Source organism: Alistipes provencensis, assembly GCF_900083545.1.
In the GTDB taxonomy this organism is placed as follows: Bacteria; Bacteroidota; Bacteroidia; order Bacteroidales; family Rikenellaceae; genus Alistipes; species Alistipes provencensis.
Window position 1 is genome coordinate 3305868 of sequence record NZ_LT559262.1, and the last position, 17735, is coordinate 3323602.

The following is a 17735-nucleotide window of genomic DNA, read 5'->3' on the forward strand; positions in this document are numbered from 1 at the left end:
TTAATCATTAAGGGTTAGACATTCGAGTTTCCATTCCGATTCGTCGTCAGGCATCAGCGTCTGTCGACGTACAACATTCCGTCTTCATAGCGGAGTACGATCGGCATATGCGCTTCATACAGCACCCGGAACAGATAATCCAGACCTCCGTCCTTGCTGATCTGACCGGTAAACGTATATTTCTCCAAATCGGAATCGGTGATGTCGTAGCGGAAGTCGTACCAGCGGGAGACGATCCGCAAAGCCTCCGACAAGGGGGTGTTTTCGAACACAAATTCCCGGTCCATCCATGCCGTGTAGACTTTGGTGTTGACGCGTGCCACCGAGAAAGTATCGGTTCCCGTCTCGTGAACGACCTGTTCGCCCGGGGTGAGAACGATCTCCTCCCCGTTCCGGCCGCTGTCGGGTATGATCCGCACGCTGCCTTCGACAAGCGTCGAACGGCAGATCCGTTCGTCGGCATAGGCCGTGACGTTGAACTGCGTACCCAGCACCTCGATACTGTATCCGTTCACCTCTACGACGAAAGGCCGCCCTGCATCATGCGCCACATCGAAATAGGCCTCGCCGACCAACGACACGGTGCGCACGTCCTTCGAGAATGCCGAAGGATAGACCAGTTCCGATTCCGCATTGAGATGAACGGTCGTGCCGTCTTCCAGAAGGACGGAATAATAACCGCCGCGGGGAACCGAAAGCCTGTTCTGCACGACCTCGGCCTCCGCATCGGCCGTATACACCAGCCGGTCGTCGCCGCTGCGCTCGATATGGCCGCCCCGAACGTCGATCGACAGCGATTCGTCGCCGTGCAGATCGTAACACCTGTCCCCGTCTACGATCAGCCGGGCCTTATCCGTCGCAGGGGTATAGTCGCGTGCGAGTTCGCAACAAACGCGGTCCATCGCCGCCCCGGCGTTGTCCCGATGCCAATCGAAACACGACAGCACGACAATGACTGCGACGGCGGCCGCAATTCCGTAATAGGACCGGCGACGATACATCGGTTTCGGCCGGTCGTTCATTTCCAGCCGTGTTTTCAGCGCGGCGAAAGTTTCGTCGAGCGGCAGCGGTTCCGCCGGTTCCCCGGCATAGAACCTGCGGGCGCGTTCGTAATATTCCCGATGCCGGGAATCGGACCGAAGCCATTTTTCGAATTCGGCCTGCTCTTTCTCATCCGCCGTATGATCCAGCACTTTACGGAAGAGGGTCCAATCAATCGTTTTTTTCGTCATAGAGTACAATGGCAACGATCCGGGATGCGCATTCACCCGATTGGGGAACGCGGATTGTTCCAGAAAAATGAAATCGCCGGCGGAGTACCGCGACCGGCAAGAACAGATACCTGACTAACCAAAACAACGACCCGGACCGATCGTTTTAATTAAAGTAAACTTTCAGACGAAAAATGGGGGACAAACGAGCCCGATTTTTTACAAAAAAACCGAAAAAAGACATTTCATGCCCTCCCTGAGGGCTTTAAGCGCACGTTTGATGTGTGTTTTGACCGTAGCTTCGGATACATGCATGACTTCGGCAATGGCCTTGATCCGCATATTTCCGACGAAATGCATTTCCAGAGCTTCGCGGCCGCGTTCGGGAAGCGCATTCAAAGCATGCCGCAAACGCAATTCAATGGCATAACGGTCATCATCCGGCTCGTCGTCGAACAGGAATTCGGCAAAAGCCGCGGCTTCGGCATATTTCCGGTCATTGCAGTCCCGGATGTCAAGCGACCGGAGATAGTTCAGACAGTTGCTGCGTACCAGCCGGTAAAGAAGCGCTGCCACGTTACCCTCATCGCGGATTTTATCCGGATTGTTCCACACCCACGCAAAAGCGTCGTGCACAAGATCCTTGGCCGTTTCCGAATCATACGCATACTGCATGGCAAAACGATAAAGCACAGGCATATAGTAGTTGTAAACCATCTCAAAATGATCTACATCGCGCTGCTTTATGCTGGATACGAGGATCTTCATTTCCTGCCTCTGCTCCTTGCGAACAAGAACCTAACTCGATTGCAAATATAACCATTCTATGAATTTTCCAAACCTTTCGCACTGAAAAATTGAAAGCCAACCGTCAAAAACAAGCCAGAATACGCGATAAAAAACAATGAGACAATACGCCATATCGAACCCAGCCATCCATCGGCATTACAGATCCTCGGCACATGACAGAGACGAAAAAGCGCTAAATATCAGCATCATCAAGACCGAAAAATTCTTAACGCAGTCATATAAAATCGACAAATGCCATTCCCATATATAAGGTTGTAACGATTTGTAAGAAATGTGCGAATCAGGGCTTCATACACCTCATGGCGCATCGACCAAGTTCATGCGCACTCGGCACGAGGCGCAGAACCAACGGCAACGCTACACGGCGGAGACCGAAGGTTGAGCGGCATCAAATACACATTCAACAATGGACATCCGGTACGAAGCCGAAAACCGCAGCGACGAACAAGGCAGCAGCCAAACTCGTCACTATTTGTTTCTCGCTCGGCATGACAAAATCGCTTTTTACTGCTGTCGCAAATAGAGTGGTTTGTTCCGTCCGGACAAACCGAACGGGTAACAAACGAGTAACAAAATGTACCCTATTAACGGCTAAATTCGGAAAACACGAAAAAGAAGGGAAAAAGAAATACGAAATTATATATACCTAAAAATCAATTTCTTATATTCATTTTCTTGTCGAATTTCTGTCTTTTTTCCACAACTGGAAACTGTTCACTATATTTTGCCAGACGATATACGCCGTGGGGGCGATCGAGGAGATGGGGTTCAGGAACGACTGCGCCATCCACACCGCCAGCACCGTGTTTTTCTGGCCGAGCGACTGTCCGCCCGCGGCGGGATCGCCGTAACGGCGGCCCAGCATGCGCCCCACCTTGAACTGCACGAGGCAGATCACCAGCGCGGCGAACGCCAGCCACAGTTCGGTGGTGAGCGATGCGTCGTGGAGGTCGATGATGAAAGCCGTCGTGCGGCCGATGATGACGAGCAGCGACGCCAGCCACATATAAAACGAAATCTGGCTGTGGTCGCCGACCCACTGCGCGGCCTTCGGAAAGACGAAGCGGCAGAACTGCGCGGCGGCGAAAGGCATCACCAACAGCGGTGCGATGCGGGCCAGAATCTGCGTGAAGGTGCACACTCCGTTCCCCGTGAAGGTAAGGATCACGGGCGCCAGCAGGGCTACGGCCATGTTGCACAGCAGGCTGTACGTTGCCATCGTGGCGACGTTGGCCCCCAGCATGCCGCCGATCACCACCGCGGCCATCGCCACGGGAGCCAGCACGCAGATCATCGCCCCCTGCGCCACGATGTCGTTCAGGGGCAGCAGCGCGAGGTAGACCCCGACGCAGACCACCGTCTGGAACAGCAACAACCAGACGTGCAGCATCGAGGGCTTCATCTGCCGGGGTTTCACGCGGCAAAAGGTGACGAAGAGCATCAGGAAGATCAGCGTCGGAGTGATCATCTGGTGCATCCACGCTTCGAGCGCCGAGATCGGACGGCACAGCAACGCCCCGACCACCATGGCCGCAGGCATGGCAATGGTCTTCACGTTGCGCAACGAATGCTCTGTGAAGTGCATCTTACGACAGCAACTCCTTGACCTTGGCCGAAATATCCTTGCCGTCAGCGCGGCCCGCGAGTTTCTTGGACGCCACGCCCATCACCTTGCCCATCTCCTTCATCGACGTGGCGCCGACCTCGGCGATCACGGCCTTCACCTCGGCGGTCAGCTCCTCCGGAGTAAGCTGCTTGGGCAGGAACTCCTGATAGACGGCCACCTGAGCCAGCTCCTCGGAAGCCAGATCAGCACGGTTCTGCCCGGTGAAGATCGCCGCCGAGTCGGTGCCCTGCTTGGCGAGTTTCGAGATGATCTTCAGCACATCGGCATCGGGCAGTTCGGTGATCTCCGGACCCGCGGTCTTGGCTTCGATGATATATTTTTTGGCATTGCGCAGCGCGCTCAGGCGCACCGTATCCTTGGCCTTCATGGCCTCCATGATCCCTTTCGAAATCTGCTGTTCCAGTGACATAATATTCTAATTTTAAGTTAACTATACTGTTTATTTAATGTTTTCATTCAACAGGAATCGCAGCGCGTCGCGCATCATCCGGTCGCGCTCCGTGTGGCTGAGAATCGATTCGAACGGGAATCCCACGACGAAAGTCCTCCCTCCGGCCTCGCAGGCCACGCCTGCCGTGCGGCCGTTCTCGACGTAGCGCATCACGGAGAAAGCCCCCTCGCCCACGGGCTTCAGCGCGTCGGGCGACTCGACGATGTAGCGGTCGGGGCGGTATTCGTCGTTGAAGCGGTATTCACCGCGCGAAAAGTCCTTGTGCGCCGTCACGACCCGCACCCGGCCGCGCTCGGCGGCCCGCCCGGTGTCGAGCGCACAGTGCAGAACCTCCTCGGCGAATGCGCGTCCCGCATCCGGAGCCCCCTCCGCCCAGAGGTCCGAGACCACATAGGCTCCCGAGGCGAACAGCGCGCCTCCGTCGGCCAGATAACGCCGCAGGACACCCTGCAATTCGGGAGAGAAGGTGGCGAACGCGGGCTCCTGCACCCCGCTGCCGATCGTCGTCGTGCGCTGCTTGCCGAGAATCAGATCGACGGCCGGATAGCCTTCGAGGGCCGCCTCGCCGCGCTCCACGGCTTTCAGCGACGCCGAGCAGAAGGAGTACCCCGCCGCCGCCACGGAACGCCCGTGCAGGGCCGGATAGTCGAACGTGTTGCCGCCGATCACGTCGGTCTCGAAATCGCATCCGCAGGCCCCGAGGGCAATGCTGTCCACATTGCAGCGGGCCTGCGCCAAGTCGAAGACGTGCTGGGCGCCGACGAACGAGATGTCCTGCCGGTCGGGAACGCCGCCGTCGATCTCCATGCGGAAGCCCGCCAGCGAGTCGTTGCGTTCGCTGAGCGGGGCGCTCACGCGGTCGAACCCGTTGACGATCAGCACCCGGCCCTTCTCGCCCGCCACGCGGCATGCCGAGAGGGTCTCGCTCGGAAAACTCTCGCCGCCCTCGTTCACGGCCGTCACCCGGTAGCTGTAAATATGGCCGGGCTTCTGCTCGACGATCAGGTAGGGCTTGTCGACCGGACGGCCGTTGTCGAAACCGCCGTCGTCCACACGCGTGTAGACCACATAGCCCGTCGGCGCGGCGCTCTTTTCCAGCGGGTCCATCACCGGACTCCACGACAGCGCGACGTTGTCGGCCGCCGTAAATTCCGCGGCGAAAGCCTCGACGGGCAGCGGCTGCACTACATAAGGTAATCCATATTGCGAACTGATATACTGCAAGATGCCTTTGTAGACGGCGCGGCTCACCAAGAACTTGAAACGCGGGTCGCTGCCCAGACGCATGTCGGAGAAATTCTGGTGCGAGAGCAGTTCCAGCAGCATCGTCGGAACGCCCGGCACCCGTGCTTCGTAATAGGCGCGGTTCCACAGCCCGCGGCGCTGCCAGCCGGGTTCGAACGTGCGGCGGATATCCTCGACGATCTGCGTCTGCACGAGGTCCGTGAGGTCGCGCGAACGGTAGCGGTCGGTGCCGCCGACGAATTTGCCCCCGTTCTCGCGGGTGTAGTAAATACCCAGCGTCCCGACGATTCCGTCGCCGTCGCGGACGCCCGCATCCGAATGGAACGCCAGCGCCATGTCAACCGGAATGCGCAGCCCGGCGGAATCGGGCAGGCGTTCCGAACCGCCCATCAGGGCGTTGACCCAGTGGGCGCGCGACATGTAGTCGTCCTTGTAGTCGTCGGTATTGTTCTTCGGGGTGTAGACCTTCTCCGGAAAACCGGCCCATTGGAGCCAGTAGCGCGCACCCTCGCAGAAACGGGGATAGCCGCTGGTCTCCTCGACATACTCCGTGTCGGGCAGCCGCAGCGAGTCGCAGGGCGTGCGGGCGATGTTGCCGTAACCGCCGCCGATCTTCACGGCATCGGCCGAGACCGTGCGTCCGGCCGTACGCGAGCGGTTCGAAAGGGTCACGACCTCCTGACGTCCCGGAGCGAACGTGAAGCGCCCCAGATAGATCCATGTGCCGCCGCCCATCGTCTGGTTGACGGCCAGCGAGGTTTCGCCCCCGAGGTGGCGGACCGTATAGTGCGCATCGTCGGCGCTCTCGGGCGTCGATTCGTAGCTCACATAGACCGCATATTCACCCTGCTCGGGGATATCGGCCCGCCAGACGGCCCGGCCCGTCGCATCGCCCGCCACGCTCCGCGTGCGGCGCGTCGTACCCTCGCGGAAGGGGTTTTCACCCGTATGGTAAACTTGTCGCAGGTGTGCGAAACCCGGGCCGCCGGGCTCCCAGCTTCCCGTCTCGGCATACTGCCCCGCGGCATCGTTGTCGGCCAGCACCTCGAATTTCTGCACGTCGCGCTCGCGCGGCAGCATCACGCAGGCCCCGGCGTTTTCGAGCATCGGAACCAGATACGGCAGGACATAACTCTGCGTATAGAGGTCCTCGCAGGTCTGCCACAGCATCGAACGCTGCCACTTCCAGCGGTTCTCATTCTGGTCGAAATAGCGCCCGTGGCTCTGCCACAAGGCGATATGACGGCCCGAGAGCCCTTTCGTCGGGGTCGCGGCGGCCGAGAGCCGCGTGACCAGCGGCCGCGCGGAGCGGTTGGTGAAAGGCACGATCTGCCGTTTGGCGATCTGTTTCTTCAACTGCGCGGCGTTGCGGTGGGCCAGCGGGACCAGTTCGCCGATCTCGCGCCGGTCGGTGTAGAGCTCGATGCGGGCCTTGCGGAACTCCTGCGGCAGCAGGGCACGCACCGAGTCGCGCAGGGCCTGCACGTTATCCTCGCGGAACGGATAATAGGACAGACCGATCGTGGCGTAAATCTGCACCCGGCTGCGCGAGGCTCTTACGGCCTCGATCCGCACGGTGGTCGGTTCGGCTTTCTGGTAGCCGCCCGTGATCTCGCGGGAGACGATGCGCGACAGCGTCCGGGCGATCTCGGCACGGGTGGCCCTACCGACCTCGGCGGCCGAAAGACTTCCTAAAGCAAAGATTGAAATAAGCAGGTATAATATTCTATTTTTCATGCCGTTCAGAGAGAATTAACATGCCGAGCATCGTAAACGCGGCATTGTAGATCAACAATTCGAACCCGATCCGGTAGTCCCACGCCTCGCGGGCCCACCACTGCACCAGCGCGCTCAGCACAGGGGCCGCGACAGCGACGAGCGGAATCCAGCGGTCGCGGACCTTGCGGCGCGTGAACATCCCGAAGGCGAACATGCCCAGAATCGGGCCGTAGGTGTAGCCGGCGACCTTATAGACCAGATTGATGACGCTGTCGTCGGCCCAGTATTCGAAAGCCAGAATCACGGCGGCCATACCCAGCGCCATCAGGATATGAACCCCTTTGCGGAGGCGCGTGAGCCGCTCCTCGCCGCAGCGTTTCGTACCCTCGAGGATATCGACCGTGAAGGAGGTCGTCAGGGCCGTCAGGGCCGACCCAGCAGCTGAATAGGTACTTGAGATAAGCCCCACAACAAACAGAATGCCAACGATAAGTGGCAGTCCGCCGTCGACGGCGACCAGCGAAAAGACCTGATCGCTCTTGGCGGGAGGCGTCATGCCGCTGCGCTCCATGTAGAGGTACAACAGCACGCCCAGTACCAGAAAGAGGAAGATGACGAAAATCTGGCTCACGGCCGTCAGCACGATGTTCTTCTGCGAGTCGCGCGGCGTGGCGCAGCTCAGGTTGCGCTGCATCATGTCCTGATCGAGTCCCGTCATGGCGACCAGCAGGACAACGCCTGCGGCGAACATCTTCCAGAAATAGCGGTCCGAGGCGGGGTCGTCGAAGAAGAAAATACGCGACATCGGCGAGGCGGAGACCTCACGGGCCGTATCGGCCAACGAAAGGCCGAGGCCCTGCATGATGAAGACGATAGACAGCACGAGACTCGCCACGAGGCAGACCGTCTTGAGCGTATCGGTCCAGATCAGCGACTTCACGCCGCCCTGTTGGGTGTAGAGCCACACGAAAAGCATCGTTATCAGGGCATTGGCCCAGAACGGGATGCCATAGTGCGAGAAGACCAGCAGTTGCATCACAGCGCAGACGACATAGACCCGCAGTGCGGCTCCCAGCATCTTGGAAATGAAAAAGAACCACGCCCCGGTGCGGTGCGAGGCGACGCCGAAGCGATCGTCGAGGTATTCATAGAGCGAGACCACCCGCAGGCGGTAGAACGTGGGGATCAGCACGAAAGCCACGACGAGCTGACCCACCGTGAAACCCGCGACCATCTGCATGTAGGAGAACGAATCGACGGCCACGGAGCCCGGAACGGAAATGAACGTGACGCCCGACATCGCGGCGCCGATCATGGCGAAGGCCGCCATGTACCACGGCGTGCGGCGGTTGCCGGTGAAGAACCCGGCATTGTCGGCACGGCGGCCCGAAGCCCACGCGACGGCGAACAGGACGGCTATATAGCCCAGAACGGTGGCAATGACGGCTGCGGGTGTCATAAGTGCGGATTTGAATTACAAAGATACGAATAAGCGAGCGCAAAAGCAAGTTCACTTGCATTTTGCCGAGCGGGAGTATTTAAGGCGAAGCCAAAGATACGAAAAAACCCGGACGGGTGCAAAACTGAATTGCATACCGTTCGGCAAAACGTTCCATAAAATGCAAAAGAGTCGTTACGACACCAAAAAAGAGAGACACGGCGGCGGCCCGGAGCCTATTTTATCCGTTCCGGGGGCAAAGCGGCAAAAGGTCGTATGTTTTATTGAGAATACAGGAATTTTTTCCTATTTTTGTTGCTAATTCAAACATAAACCCTTAACAGATATGGCTTTTCTTAAAGAATTCAAAGAGTTTGCCCTCAAAGGCAACGTAATGGACATGGCCGTCGGCGTTATCATCGGCGGTGCGTTCGGCAAGATCGTGTCGTCGCTCGTGAACGACATCCTCATGCCCCCGATCGGCGCGCTGATCGGAAACACCGATTTTTCGCAGTTGCGGCTCGACATCTCGAAGGTGCGCGACATCACGTCGAGCGCCGTGCAGTCCGTGGAGGGCATCGTGACCAAAGGCGACGCCGCGCAGGCTGCGGCGGCCGCGGAACCGATCTACTGGAACTACGGCGCATTCATCCAGCAGTGTGTGGACTTCACCATTCTGGCGCTCTGCGTGTTCCTGATGGTCAAGCTGATGAACCGCCTGATGAAGAAAAACGAGGAGGCTCCGGCCCCGGCGCCCGCTCCCGAACCGCCCGCACCGTCGAAGGAGGAGCTGCTGCTGACCGAAATCCGCGACCTGCTCAAAGAGCAGAAGAAATAAGCCCGCGGCAGACGGCCCTGCAACGATCCGGCTTCCAAAGAGGAAGCCGGATTTTTTGGGTCCGCGCCGGCGATTCAAAACAAAACGAAACACAAAATCGAAAGAAAATATTGATTTATGACCGAAAATGATTATATTTGCGAAATAGAAACCCATAAAAACGAAACCCAACCATGGACAGGAAACTCAGAACGGCCGGACTCGGCCTGCTGGCGGTAGCTGCCGCGGGGTGCACCCAGAAGCAGGAAACCCGCCCCAACATCATCCTGATACTGGCCGACGACATCGGCGCGGAGTGCATCGGGTGTTACGGAGGCGCCGGATACAGCACCCCGAACCTCGACGCGCTGGCGACACGGGCCATCCGTTACGAGAACATGCATTCGACGCCGCTCAGCACCCCGTCGCGCGTGCAGTTGATGACCGGCGTCTACAACGACCGCAACTACGTCAACTTCGGCTACATGAACGACGATGAACACACGTTCGCCCATCTGGCCCGGCAGGCCGGGTATTCGACGGCCGTGGTGGGGAAATGGCAGCTCGGGCGGTCGCGCGAGATGGTCGGCAAGCTCGGGTTCGACGAATGGTGTCTCACCCAGTTGCAGATTTACAAGGAGCTGGCCGGAGCGCGGGCGACGGACCGTTACGCCTTCTCCTATGTGGACGACAACGGCCATTACGAATTCAGCTACTATGCGCCGGACGATTTCCAGCGTTACGCATTCGACTACATCGACCGGCAGACCGAGGCCGGCAGACCCTTCCTGCTCTACTATCCCACCCCGCTGGTACACACGCCGCACGTCGCCACACCCGATTCGGAGTGCTGGACCGACGATCCGGACACCCGCTTCAGGAGCGATCCCCGGCATTTCCCGGACATGGTCGCCTATCTCGACAAGCAGGTCGGACAACTGGTGGCCAAACTCGAGGAGCGCGGCATCTGGGACAACACGATCCTGATCTTCGTGGGTGACAACGGCACCAGCCACCTCATCACGTCGCCGACGGCCGACGGGCAGGAGATAAAGGGCGGAAAGGGTTCGACGACGATATATGGGACGCACGTTCCCCTGCTGATCGCATGGGGCGACAAGACCCGCGGGGGACGGGTGAGCGACCGGCTGGTGGACCTGACGGACTTCATGCCGACGATAGCCGACGCCATGGGGGTCGGGATTCCCGATGAATGGGGCGCGGAAGGCATATCGCTCTACCCGGAGCTATGCGGGCAGAAACCGCTGGAAAGGGAGTTCTCGCTGCTGCATTTCAACCCCCTGTGGCCCCACATGGCCTATCCGCGGGCGGCACGCTGCGCATACGACAAGGAGTACAAATATTATTGGGACGGGAGGTTCTACCACTACGCCGAGGATCCGCTGGAGGAGCATCCGCTCGACATCGCGGACTGCACGCCCGAGGTGCAGGCGCTCCATGCGCGGCTGAAGGCCCGGGTCGACGAGCTGCCGGGATGGTATCCGGACAAGCCCGGAGCTCCGCGCCACGGCGACTACAAGAGTTTCTACGACGCCAAGCCGAAGCAGAAATAACGTCCGAAAGTCCGGCCTACTGGTCGGACTTTTTGTCCGGAGCATACTCCTGCAGGACGTAAGTCGTGAAGATCGGGAAGAACATCATGCCCAGCGACGGCAGCATCACGCAGAAGACCTTGCCGATGGCCGTGACGGGGAAAATCTCGGCGCCGACGGTCGTGACGTTCATCCACGCCCACCAGAGTGCATTGCCGAAGCCGTGGAGCTTGGGGTTGACGAGCACCTCGTAGTCGTAGAAAACCAATCCCGAAATATAGGTGAAGACCACCACGGTGAAGATATAGGCGAAGAACACCCGCCGCATCTTGTTGCCGCGGACCAGCCACCGCACGATGATGACCATGGCCAGAAAAGCCCGCAGCAGCGGAACGAGGCCCACGAGGATGGCCCAGTCGTGGGTCATCCGCAGGCCGCTCCATGCGAAGATGTTCAGGTAGGGAATCGACAGGAGCAGGAACAGCAGATTACGCCAAAAAAAACGGCGACGACGTTCGGCAGCAGCCCAGCGAACGAAAAAATCGCACAGGAAGACGAGGCAGACGATGAACTGGATAATCAGGTAGGTGCCCGACATGTGGACGTGGTCGCCGGCGATGATCTCCCACGAAATGGCTGCCAGAAGCACCAAGCCTGCGGCGACTTTGACGGCGCCGAGCGTATTGGCAAGGTCGGCGCGGGCGGTATCGGTAAGGGACATATGTTTGCAATTTTCATGCAGTGGCTTCAAAATCAATGCCACAGTCACCCACGGTGAATTTTTCCGATGATTTTTTGCCAAAGATTTTGCACGATTGAAAATTTCTATTACCTTTGCACTCGCTTTCAGCAATGGCGGGTTAGCTCAGCTGGTTAGAGCGCATGATTCATAATCATGAGGTCCCGAGTTCAAGTCTCGGACCCGCTACGAAAAGAGGTCGATATCGGAAGATATCGGCCCTTTTTGCGTTTACGGGCGTAAGGAAATGCAAAAAACAGCATTACTTTTTCGGTTAAGTTAAGCCTTTTTGCTATATTTGCAAAAACCAATAACTGCTCCCGGCTTATGATCCGTATCCGTCTTTCCCTCGTCATGGGAATCTTCGCCGCCGCTCCGGCCATGCTGTCCGTCACACCCGCTACCGCACAGAGCACCCCGAAAAACCTGCAACTCCGAATCCCCGCCGACCGCAACTGGATATTCGACGCGGAGCATCCGGCACGGTTCGCACTGGAGCTGAACTCTCCGAAACCGGGGATTGCGGGCGAACTGCAAATCGACATCCGCACCGATTTCGGGGAACCTATAACCTCCCGCAAGGCGGTATACGCCTTTACGGTAGATTCGGCGACCGTAAAGGGCGGATTCCGCAGTCGCGCAAATGCGGAGATAGGCGTTCTCAGTCCCGGATTCTATCAGGCGTATTTCATCGCCGGGGCGGACACCCTGCGGCATATCTTCTTCGGGTATGAGCCCGAACGCATCGTATCGGAGCCGGACGGCAAGGCAGATCTGAAAAAGTTCTGGCGCAAGACCCTCGCGGAGCTGAAAGGCGTGGCGCCCGATTACCGGATGACCCCGCTGGCAGACGCCTCGACACCCGAACGCGCGGTTTACGAGGTGCAGATGCAGTCGCTCGAAGGCGAGACCCTGCGCGGCTACTGGGCCGTGCCGGAGGACGGCAGAAAACACCCTGCCGTGATAGTGTATCAGGGTTACGGCGCCACGACATGGATTCCGAAACCGACGGACTACCCCGGTTGGTGCGTGCTGGTCATTCCGCCCCGCGGGCAGGGGCTCAACAAGACTTGGAACCGCTTCGGGGAGTGGATATCCTACGGACTGGACTCCCCGTGGCACTACTACTACCGGGGCGCCTTCGCCGACACGGTCCGCAGCATCGACTTCATCTTCGCGCAGTCCGGGTTCGACGGCCGGAACCTCTTCGCAACGGGCATCTCGCAGGGCGGAGGGCTCACGCTGGTGGCCGCGTCGCTCGACAGGCGCGTCAGAGCCGCAGCGCCCATCGTTCCCTTTCTGGGCGACTTCCCCGACTATTTCCGGCTGGTGCCCTGGCCGGCCTCGCTGGTGTTCGAAGGGGCTGAAAAGCAACATCTCACCCGGGAGGCGGTTTTCAATCTGCTGAGTTATTTCGACCTGAAAAATCTCTGCCGGCGGATCGAATGTCCGGTACTGATGGGATTCGGGCTGCAGGATGTCATCACCCCGCCGCACACCAATTTCGCCGCCTACAACCCCATCCGCGCACCGAAAAGGTGGATTTGCTATCCGGAATCGGGCCATCATGCGGCGTATGACAACATGGATATATGGATTGCCGAGAGCACGCGTTTTTTCCGCACGCACATGAAAACATCGAACCGGTGATTTACGACAAAAAAGTGTATATTTGCAGTAAACACCACCTCAAAGATGAAAACGATCGGAAAATTTTGCTTGGGCGCGGCCGCAGGGCTTGTGCTGGCGGGATGCTCGCAGGGATTCAGCGCAGCCGAACGGGAAACGATCCGCTCCGGCGGGGAGGGCATCATGCGCGTGCTGACGGTCAATGACCGCAGCGACTCGCTGGTGCTCCGCCGCAAATCGGCCCCGATGACCGAGGGCATGGAGCGTGCGGACGACTACGAAACGCTCCGCCGCCGGATGCTCGCCACGGTGCAGGACCCGGAAAACACCGGCGTGGGGATAGCCGCCCCGCAGGTGGGGATTCTGCGGCGGATGATCGCCGTACAGCGGTTCGACAAGCCGGGAGAGCCGTTCGAGATTTATCTGAATCCGGAGATCGTCCAATACTCCGCGGAAACGGCTCCGGGACGCGAGGGATGCCTCTCGATCCCCGGATGCTACGGCATAGTGAAACGCGCGCAGGGAATCACGCTGCGCTACCGCGACGAACAGTTCGCCGAGCGGGCGGAGCGCATCAAGGGTTTCACGGCCGTCATCTTCCAGCACGAGGTCGACCACCTCGACGGCATCCTCTACACCGACCGGATGGAGGGAGAACTCCGGCGCGGGGAATAGCGTCGGTTCAGACCAGTTCGCGGAGGTGCTTGAGGTTGCTCTTGGCCGTAGCGACGACCTCGTCGGTGCGGCCCGAGAGGATCAGTTTGGTCATGGCCAGCGCAAACCCCTTCATCTGCTCGAACTCCACCTTCGGAGGCATGGCAAGCGCATTGGGATCGGTCTGGACGCTCACGAGGACCGGACCCGGGGTGTCGAACGCTTTCAGCAGCGTGGCCTCCGCCTGCGCAGGGTCGTCGACCGAGAATCCCGTGATGCCCATGGCCCGGGCAATGGCCTCGAAATCGGGGTTGCACATATCGGTCTGACAGTCGGGAAGCCCCGCCACCTCCATTTCGAGTTTCACCATGCCCAGCGAACGGTTGTTGAAGACCACGATCTTCACCGGCAGCCGGTATTCCACGATCGTCGCCAGATCGCCCAGCAGCATCGAAAGACCTCCGTCGCCGCACAGCGCCACGACCTCCTGCCCGGGGCGTGCCAAAGCCGCGCCGATGGCCATCGGAAGGGCGTTGGCCATCGAGCCGTGGTTAAACGACCCGAGCATCCGGCGGCGTCCCGTGGCATGGAGATAGCGGGCGCCCCAGACACAGCACATGCCCGTATCGACCGTGAAGATCGCGTCGTCGGAAGCCAGCCTATCGATCAGCGTCGCCACATATTCGGGTGCAAGATTGCCCATGCTTCCCGGCTTCGAAGCCACGACGGCCATGTCGTCGCACAGTTCCCGGTAGATTTTCAACTGCCGGTCGAGGAACGACCGGTCGGTATGTTCCTTCAACATCGGAAGCAACGCCTGCAGGGTATCCTTGACATCCCCGGCCAGTCCCAGTTCAACGCGGGCCCGGCGGCCGATGCGCTCGGGGCGGATGTCCACCTGCACGATGCGGCACTCCTGCGGCAGGAACGAGTCGTAGGGGAAATCAGTGCCCAGCAGGATCAGCAGATCCGATTCGTGCATGCTGCCGTAGGCCGACGGAAGCCCCAGCAGGCCCGTCATGCCGATCTCGAACGGATTGTCGTACTGCACCTCCATTTTGGATTTGAAACTGTAGGCCACGGGGGCTTTCAGCAGGCCGGCCAGTTGCACCACCTCGTCGTGGGCCTCGCGGGCGCCGATGCCGCAGAAGAGCGTGATACGCTCGGCCGAGGCGATCATATCGGCCAACTGGCGAAGCTCGCCGTCCTGCGGGCGGAAAATGCTGTGCGACGGCAGCGGACCCGGAGCCCCGGGGCTCTCGGCACAGGGGCATGCGGCCACGTCGCCCGGAAGCCCTATCACGGCCACCTCGCGTTTGTGAAGGGCATGCTGCAAAGCCGCGGGCAGCATCCGCGCGAACTGCACGGGCGTAACGGCCATCTGGTTGTAACCGCTGCAATCGTCGAAAAGGCGGATCGGGCTGGTCTCCTGAAAATAGCCCGTGCCGAACTGGTCCGAAGGACAGGTCGAGGCGATGGCCAGCACGGAGCAGTTGCTCCGGTGGGCGTCGTAAAGCCCGTTGATGAGGTGGACGTGTCCCGGGCCGCTGCTGCCCGCGCAACAGGCGAGTCCGTTGAGTTGGGCTTCGGCGGCGGCCGCAAAGGCCCCGCTCTCCTCGTGGCGCATGTGTATCCACCGGACGGTCCCGGCACGGCGCACGGCGTCGTTGACTTCGTTCAGGCTGTCGCCCGTAACCGCATAGATGTGGCGGATACCCGCGCCGCAGATCGTTTCGACCAGTTGGTCGGCTACTTTCTTTCCCATAATATTTGGATTTTCAACTATTTGCATCACTCCCGGAAATGTCCAAGATCAATACCAAAGTTACCGAAAAAAAGCTCCGTCCGCAACGCATTCGGGCGCTGCGGACGGAAAAGTACGCGGAAAGAATGTTACTGACTATTCGATCTCCATCAGGACGGCGTCGGTGGCGACGGTCTCGCCCGGAGCGACGAGAATCTGCTTTACCTTGCCGGCGAAATCGGTCGCAATGGCATTCTCCATCTTCATCGCTTCGAGGATCAGGACCTCCTGTCCGGCTTTCACCTCGTCGCCGATCTGCACCTTGATCTCGACCACGCGGCCCGGCAGCGGAGCCGTCACGGTGTTGCCCGTGATCGAGACCTTGGCCGCTTCGACATGCGTCTCCTCGGCCTTGGCGGCGGGTTCGGCTGGTTTCGAAGCCTCGTAAGCCTTCACCTTCATGTCGGTGAGGAACGTCTTGGCCACGAGCGGGAACAGTTCGAGCAGCAGCACCTCCTTCTCGTTGGCCGCAAGCTTCACGCCGCCGGCCTCGGGCAGTTCGGGATTGGGCTGCATCTGGTATTTCGATGTGTCGTAGGGAGTCTCCTCGCGGACGCCGCAAATCTTGAAGCGGAATTCGGGGTCGATCTTCACCGGCGTCTTGCCGTACTCGCCCTTGACCAGTCCCACGAACTGCGACGACTTGTTGGTGTACATCGGACGTCCGGCCTTCTCGTCGAGGGCGCAGTTGACGGCCTGAGCGCCTACGATCTGCGAGGTCGGGGTCACCAGCGGCGGCAGGCCCGCGGCCAGACGCACCGTCGGAATCAGCTCCATGGCGCGGGGCAGAATCTCCTCGGCCTTGAGCTGCTTGAGCTGGGCGACCATGTTCGAATACATGCCACCGGGGATTTCGGCCTTCTGGACCAACTCGTTGGGAGCCGGGAAGCCGAAATAGGCCTCGATCCTGCGGCAGGCGTCGAGCGTGGCATCCTCGTCGTCACGCTGGGCGGCGGCGATGGCCTTGTCGAACAGCGCGTCGATCTCGTCGGGCAGCGTGTCGGTCAGCGGGTTGAACGCCTTGGGTTCGGGTTTGTCGGCGCCGAACACCGACTGGTTGAGCTCCTTGCGGATGTCGCGCAGTTGGGTGTTGATCTTGGCGACGGCCTCCATGTTGACGCCCGTTTCGATACCCAGTTTCTTGCAGAAAACGTGGATCAGCTCGATGGCCGGGGCACCGGTGCCTTCGGCGAAATACCAGCAGTTGGTATCCACAACGTCCACCCCGGCGATGATGGCCGAGAGCACCGAAGCCAGTCCGTAGCCCGGGGTGCAGTGGGTATGGAAATCGACGGGGATCGACAGGTTCTTCTTGAACAGCCGCACGAGCGTGGCGACGCGGCGCGGCGGGATCAGTCCCGACATATCCTTAATGGTGATCATGTCGGCGCCCAGCGCGGCCATCTGCTTGGCCTTGTCGAGGAAATAAGCGTCGGTGAAGACCGGCTTGGGGTTCGACTTGCCCGTCAGCTTGGCCCAGAAGCCCGGCTCGGGATATTTCGGATCGACGGTGTAGCAGACCGCACAGTCGGCGATGCCGCCGTACTGCTTGACGTATTTCACGGTCGACTTCACGTTGTCGACATCGTTCAGGGCGTCGAAGATGCGCATGATCCCCAGTCCGCTCTGGATCGAATTGCGGCAGAAGCCGTCGATGATCTCATCCGTATAGGGCGCATAGCCGAACAGGTTGCGGCCGCGCGAAAGCGCCGTGAGTTTCGAGACACTGCCCACTGCCTTGTAGATCGTTTCGAGGCGCGTCCAAGGGTTCTCGTTGAGATAACGCATCACCGAGTCGGGCACGGCGCCTCCCCAGACCTCCATCGCATAGAAGTTGGCATCTTTGTAGAACGGCAGGCAGCGGTCGATCTGCTCCTGATTCATACGCGTTGCAAAGGACGACTGCTGGCCGTCGCGCAACGTAAGGTCTCTGATTTTGAGATTTCTCGCCATTTTGTAGTATTGATTTAAGGGTTCTTTGGCACAAATCCATTGTTATTTCAATAACAAAGGTAATAAACCCGTAGGAATATGCAAC

General features: G+C 59.5%; 13 protein-coding genes and 1 tRNA gene. 5 read left to right on the plus strand and 9 right to left on the minus strand.

Annotated elements, in window-relative coordinates; translation table 11 throughout:
* Positions 1 to 53 precede the first annotated feature (53 nt).
* The 6 genes from BN5935_RS13050 to BN5935_RS13075 all read right to left on the minus strand — a co-directional run bounded on the left by BN5935_RS13050 (position 54) and on the right by BN5935_RS13075 (position 8522).
* Positions 54 to 1232: a FecR family protein gene (locus tag BN5935_RS13050; RefSeq protein WP_082944146.1), complete on the minus strand. Its 1179-nt coding sequence runs from the start codon at positions 1230 to 1232 to the stop codon at positions 54 to 56.
* A 198-nt stretch (positions 1233 to 1430) separates the two neighbouring features.
* Positions 1431 to 1979: an RNA polymerase sigma-70 factor gene (locus BN5935_RS13055; RefSeq protein ID WP_064976482.1), complete on the minus strand. Its 549-nt coding sequence runs from the start codon at positions 1977 to 1979 to the stop codon at positions 1431 to 1433.
* Between the two features lie 709 nt (positions 1980 to 2688).
* The gene (locus BN5935_RS13060; protein ID WP_064976483.1) at positions 2689 to 3606 is read right to left on the minus strand and encodes a transporter; all 918 of its coding nucleotides are present in this window, start codon (positions 3604 to 3606) and stop codon (positions 2689 to 2691) included.
* A gap of 1 nt (position 3607) precedes the next feature.
* Positions 3608 to 4057: a GatB/YqeY domain-containing protein gene (locus tag BN5935_RS13065; RefSeq protein ID WP_064976484.1), complete on the minus strand. Its 450-nt coding sequence runs from the start codon at positions 4055 to 4057 to the stop codon at positions 3608 to 3610.
* A gap of 30 nt (positions 4058 to 4087) precedes the next feature.
* Positions 4088 to 7081, minus strand: coding sequence for a golvesin C-terminal-like domain-containing protein (locus BN5935_RS13070; RefSeq protein ID WP_064976485.1), 2994 nt, complete (start codon positions 7079 to 7081; stop codon positions 4088 to 4090).
* On the minus strand, positions 7071 to 8522 hold the full coding sequence (locus BN5935_RS13075) for a sodium:solute symporter (RefSeq protein WP_064976486.1): 1452 nt from the start codon (positions 8520 to 8522) through the stop codon (positions 7071 to 7073). The genes BN5935_RS13070 and BN5935_RS13075 overlap by 11 nt, the downstream gene beginning before the upstream one ends.
* 325 nt (positions 8523 to 8847) lie before the next feature.
* Between BN5935_RS13075 and mscL the strand changes: the two genes are divergently transcribed.
* Together mscL and BN5935_RS13085 are read left to right on the plus strand one after the other, a co-directional pair.
* Positions 8848 to 9339 (plus strand): large-conductance mechanosensitive channel protein MscL, encoded by a 492-nt coding sequence (gene mscL / locus BN5935_RS13080; RefSeq protein ID WP_064976487.1) that lies wholly within the window; start codon positions 8848 to 8850, stop codon positions 9337 to 9339.
* A 173-nt stretch (positions 9340 to 9512) separates the two neighbouring features.
* Positions 9513 to 10892, plus strand: coding sequence for a sulfatase family protein (locus BN5935_RS13085; RefSeq protein ID WP_064976488.1), 1380 nt, complete (start codon positions 9513 to 9515; stop codon positions 10890 to 10892).
* A gap of 16 nt (positions 10893 to 10908) precedes the next feature.
* Here the strand turns inward: BN5935_RS13085 and BN5935_RS13090 are convergent, their stop codons facing one another.
* Positions 10909 to 11592 (minus strand): potassium channel family protein, encoded by a 684-nt coding sequence (locus BN5935_RS13090; protein ID WP_064976489.1) that lies wholly within the window; start codon positions 11590 to 11592, stop codon positions 10909 to 10911.
* A gap of 133 nt (positions 11593 to 11725) precedes the next feature.
* Between BN5935_RS13090 and BN5935_RS13095 the strand changes: the two genes are divergently transcribed.
* The 3 genes from BN5935_RS13095 to def all read left to right on the plus strand — a co-directional run bounded on the left by BN5935_RS13095 (position 11726) and on the right by def (position 13914).
* A tRNA-Met gene (locus BN5935_RS13095) sits at positions 11726 to 11799 on the plus strand.
* 138 nt (positions 11800 to 11937) lie between these two features.
* Positions 11938 to 13260: an acetylxylan esterase gene (locus BN5935_RS13100; protein WP_235821110.1), complete on the plus strand. Its 1323-nt coding sequence runs from the start codon at positions 11938 to 11940 to the stop codon at positions 13258 to 13260.
* 45 nt (positions 13261 to 13305) lie between these two features.
* Entirely contained in the window at positions 13306 to 13914 is a 609-nt protein-coding gene (def, locus tag BN5935_RS13105) for a peptide deformylase (RefSeq protein WP_064976490.1), read from the plus strand.
* Positions 13915 to 13921: 7 nt separating this feature from the next.
* Here def and BN5935_RS13110 read toward each other — a convergent pair whose 3' ends face one another.
* Complete coding sequence (locus tag BN5935_RS13110; RefSeq protein ID WP_064976491.1) at positions 13922 to 15658, minus strand: thiamine pyrophosphate-dependent enzyme; 1737 nt, start codon at positions 15656 to 15658, stop codon at positions 13922 to 13924.
* A gap of 135 nt (positions 15659 to 15793) precedes the next feature.
* Positions 15794 to 17650 (minus strand): biotin/lipoyl-containing protein, encoded by a 1857-nt coding sequence (locus tag BN5935_RS13115; protein WP_064976492.1) that lies wholly within the window; start codon positions 17648 to 17650, stop codon positions 15794 to 15796.
* Positions 17651 to 17735: the final 85 nt, after the last annotated feature.

Bases quoted from the DNA above. Each gene is read 5' to 3' on its own strand.
- mscL (WP_064976487.1), top strand. From the start codon at position 8,848: ATGGCTTTTCTTAAAGAATTCAAAGAGTTTGCCCTCAAAGGCAACGTA.
- BN5935_RS13110 (WP_064976491.1), bottom strand. From the start codon at position 15,658: ATGGGAAAGAAAGTAGCCGACCAACTGGTCGAAACGATCTGCGGCGCG.
- BN5935_RS13090 (WP_064976489.1), bottom strand. From the start codon at position 11,592: ATGTCCCTTACCGATACCGCCCGCGCCGACCTTGCCAATACGCTCGGC.
- BN5935_RS13060 (WP_064976483.1), bottom strand. From the start codon at position 3,606: ATGCACTTCACAGAGCATTCGTTGCGCAACGTGAAGACCATTGCCATG.
- BN5935_RS13055 (WP_064976482.1), bottom strand. From the start codon at position 1,979: ATGAAGATCCTCGTATCCAGCATAAAGCAGCGCGATGTAGATCATTTT.
- BN5935_RS13100 (WP_235821110.1), top strand. From the start codon at position 11,938: ATGATCCGTATCCGTCTTTCCCTCGTCATGGGAATCTTCGCCGCCGCT.
- def (WP_064976490.1), top strand. From the start codon at position 13,306: ATGAAAACGATCGGAAAATTTTGCTTGGGCGCGGCCGCAGGGCTTGTG.
- BN5935_RS13085 (WP_064976488.1), top strand. From the start codon at position 9,513: ATGGACAGGAAACTCAGAACGGCCGGACTCGGCCTGCTGGCGGTAGCT.
- BN5935_RS13050 (WP_082944146.1), bottom strand. From the start codon at position 1,232: ATGACGAAAAAAACGATTGATTGGACCCTCTTCCGTAAAGTGCTGGAT.
- BN5935_RS13115 (WP_064976492.1), bottom strand. From the start codon at position 17,650: ATGGCGAGAAATCTCAAAATCAGAGACCTTACGTTGCGCGACGGCCAG.
- BN5935_RS13075 (WP_064976486.1), bottom strand. From the start codon at position 8,522: ATGACACCCGCAGCCGTCATTGCCACCGTTCTGGGCTATATAGCCGTC.
- BN5935_RS13070 (WP_064976485.1), bottom strand. From the start codon at position 7,081: ATGAAAAATAGAATATTATACCTGCTTATTTCAATCTTTGCTTTAGGA.
- BN5935_RS13065 (WP_064976484.1), bottom strand. From the start codon at position 4,057: ATGTCACTGGAACAGCAGATTTCGAAAGGGATCATGGAGGCCATGAAG.